Annotated in this window: 1 protein-coding gene and 1 pseudogene; both read right to left on the bottom strand. The window is 67.8% G+C overall.

Annotated features, from left to right (window positions below; translation table 11 throughout):
• Nucleotides 1–367 (bottom strand): annotated as a pseudogene (locus tag GQ57_RS37935) (OmpA family protein); the annotation flags it as partial.
• A 117-nt stretch (nucleotides 368–484) separates the two neighbouring features.
• Nucleotides 485–3,040 (bottom strand): YadA family autotransporter adhesin (locus GQ57_RS37930; RefSeq protein ID WP_200880682.1); only part of this gene is annotated, 2,556 nt, incomplete at its 5' end.

Below are 3,040 nucleotides of genomic sequence, written 5' to 3'. Positions count from 1 at the left end.
CGGTCGCGAACAGCGCGTCGCCCGAGAGGTTCACGTGCTCGACGGTGGCGGCCGCCGGCTCGGCGGCCGGTGCCGGCACCGGCGCCTCCGGCGCGGCGCCGCACTGGAATACGAGCGTCTCGGGATCGGATTTGTCGCGCAGCACGCGGGCCGAATCGAGGGTGCGCACGGGCTGGTCGCCGCAAATCTTGCGGGCGGCCTTGATGCAGGTCTGCGGGCCGGACAGCAGGCCGTGGCAGCCCACCTGGAAGGTGCGCACGCCGTCGCGCGGCTGCAGTTCGGCAGCGCTGTAGGTCGGGCCGGATGCGCTCGAGCAGGCGGCGAGTGCCGTTGCGGAAAGCGCGAGCGCAATAGCGAGTTTGTTCACGGTTACATCCTTGATGCCTGGATTGACTGAAGCCCGCCACGCACGGCGCGGCGGGCTCGTCCTGCCGCCAGGCCGCCGGGCTGTCCGGCGAACCGGACGGCCTGGCGGCGCGACGCGTTACTTCCACTGGTACAGCATGCCGGCGCCGATCACCTTCTGACCACCGCTGAAGCCGCCGTTGATCGACGCCTTCAGGTTCTCCGTGATGCGCGCCTGCATATTGACCGCCATCGCCTTCTGCCCGAGGAAGGTCGATGTGCCGATGCCCATCCCGAAGTTGGCGTCGCGATCCATCTGCGGGATCGATGCCATCGCGCCGACGGCCGCAATACCGTCGATCGCCATCTGGTTGGTCTGCTGCAGTTGCGAACCCAGCGAATTGATCTGCGCCTGCTGGCCCGACAGCGCCGTCGACAGCGTCGACTGCACCGCATTGAGCTGGTTCAGGTTGACCGCATCTGTGCCTTGCGTACCCGGCGCGACGTTGATGATCTGACGCTGCTGCGTGTCGCTGCCGACCGACACCACGTTCTGGCGGCCGCCGTCCGTGGAGTTCGCGCCGATCGCCACCGAGTTCGAGCCGGCGGTGACCTTCGGAGCGTCGGTACCGGTGCCGTTCATGTCGGCGGCCACGCCGTTGTTGTTCTCCAGACGCGTCGTATTGTTGTTGATCGTCGTCGACAACTGGTTCAGCGTGCTGCTGATGTTCGACACGCCGCTCGACAGCGAAGCCACGTTGCTGTTGGTCGTGCTCAGGCCGGTGGACAGCGAGCCGATACCGGTCGAGGTCGACGTCGACAGCGAGTTGACGTTGCTGTTCGTCGCACTCAGGCCCGTCGACAGCGAGTTGATCGCGGTCGAGGTCGAGGTGGACAGCGAAGCCACGTTGCTGTTCGTCGCGCTCAGGCCGGTGGACAGCGAGTTGATGCCCGTCGACAGCGACGCGACGTTCGACGCGGTGGACGTCGACAACGCGTTGACCGCGTTGTTCGTCGCGTTGAGCTGGCTGCCGTTGATCGCGTCCGTGCTGGTGGCCGAGATCTGGCCGGCGGCGACGTTCGTGACCTGACGTTCCTGGCCCGGTGCGCCGACGCTGACCACGCCGACCGGCGAGCTGCCCGCGAAGAAGTACGTGACGCCGCCGATCGTGGCGCTCGCCGTCGGGTTCGCGGCGCTCGTGACCGAGTTCGCGCCGAGTGCGACCGAGTTGGCGACGTTGGCCAGCGAGTTCGAACCGAACGCGAGCGAGTTGGCAGCGCTGGCCGTGGCGCCCGAGCCGTAGGCCTGGGCCCCGACCGCACTGGCCGTGGCGTTGCTGCCGAGTGCGATCGTGTTGTCCGCCGTGGCCTGGTTCGAGCTGCCGAGGGCCAGTGCGCTGGCGCCGGTTGCGGTGTTCGCGTTGCCGAGCGCCACCGCGCCGTTGCCGGTTGCCGTGTCGTTCGCGCCCATCGCCACCGCGCCGGTACCCGTCGCGATGCTCGGGTCGCCGATCGCGACTGCGCCGTCGCCGTTTGCCGTGTTGCCGACGCCGATCGACACTGCCTGCCCGCCCGTTGCCGATGCGTTCTGGCCGATCGCGACCGCGCCTGCCGACTGCGCGTTCGAACCGTTGCCGACCGCGACGCTGCTGGCGCCCGCCGCGCTGGCGTTCACGCCGGCGGCGAGGGCGTTGATGCCGGTTGCGCCGTCGTTGTTGTAGTTCGCCTGCTGCGTGCCGCCGTCGTTGACGCTGTAGTAGTGCGTCTTCGCGGCGTTGATCGCGGTCGAGGTCGAGGTGGACAGCGACGTCACCGAGCTGTTCGTCGTGCTCAGGCCGGTGGACAGCGAGCCGATGCCGGTCGAGGTCGACGTGGACAGCGAGGTGATCGTGCTGTTGGTCGACGACAGGCCGGTGGACAGCGAGCTGATGCCGGTCGAGGTCGACGTGGACAGCGAGGTGATCGAGCTGTTCGCCGACGAGAGGCCGGTCGACGTCGAAGTCGACAGCGAACTGATCGAGCTGTTCGCCGACGACAGGCCGGTCGAGGTCGACGTGGACAGCGACGTGATCGAGCTGTTGGCCGACGAGAGGCCGGTCGAGGTCGAGGTCGACAGCGACGTGATCGAGCTGTTGGCCGACGAGAGACCGGTCGAGGTCGAGGTCGACAGCGACGTGATCGAGCTGTTGGCCGACGAGAGGCCGGTCGAGGTCGAGGTCGACAGCGACGTGATCGAGCTGTTCGCCGACGAGAGGCCCGTCGAGGTCGAAGTCGACAGCGACGTGATCGAGCTGTCGGCCGACGAGAGGCCGGTCGACGTGGACGTCGACAGCGAATCGATCGAGCTGTTGGCCGACGAGAGACCGGTCGAGGTCGAGGTCGACAACGACGTGATCGAGCTGTTGGCCGACGAGAGGCCGGTCGAGGTCGAAGTCGACAGCGACGTGATCGAGCTGTTCGCCGACGAGAGGCCCGTCGAGGTCGAGGTCGACAGCGAGGTGATCGAGCTGTTCGCCGAGGACAGACCCGTCGAGGTCGACGTGGACAGCGACGTGATCGAGCTGTTAGCCGACGAGAGGCCCGTCGAGGTCGAGGTCGACAACGAGGTCACCGAACTGTCGGTCGACGAGAGGCCGGTCGACAGGGAGCCGATCGAGCTGGTGGCCGACGACAGGCCGGTCGACGTGGAGGTCGA

The organism is Burkholderia sp. MSh2, assembly GCF_000731655.1.
Lineage (GTDB): Bacteria > Pseudomonadota > Gammaproteobacteria > Burkholderiales > Burkholderiaceae > Burkholderia > Burkholderia paludis.
Note: the sequence above shows the minus strand (reverse complement) of the source record. Positions and strands in the feature narration are given on the sequence as shown.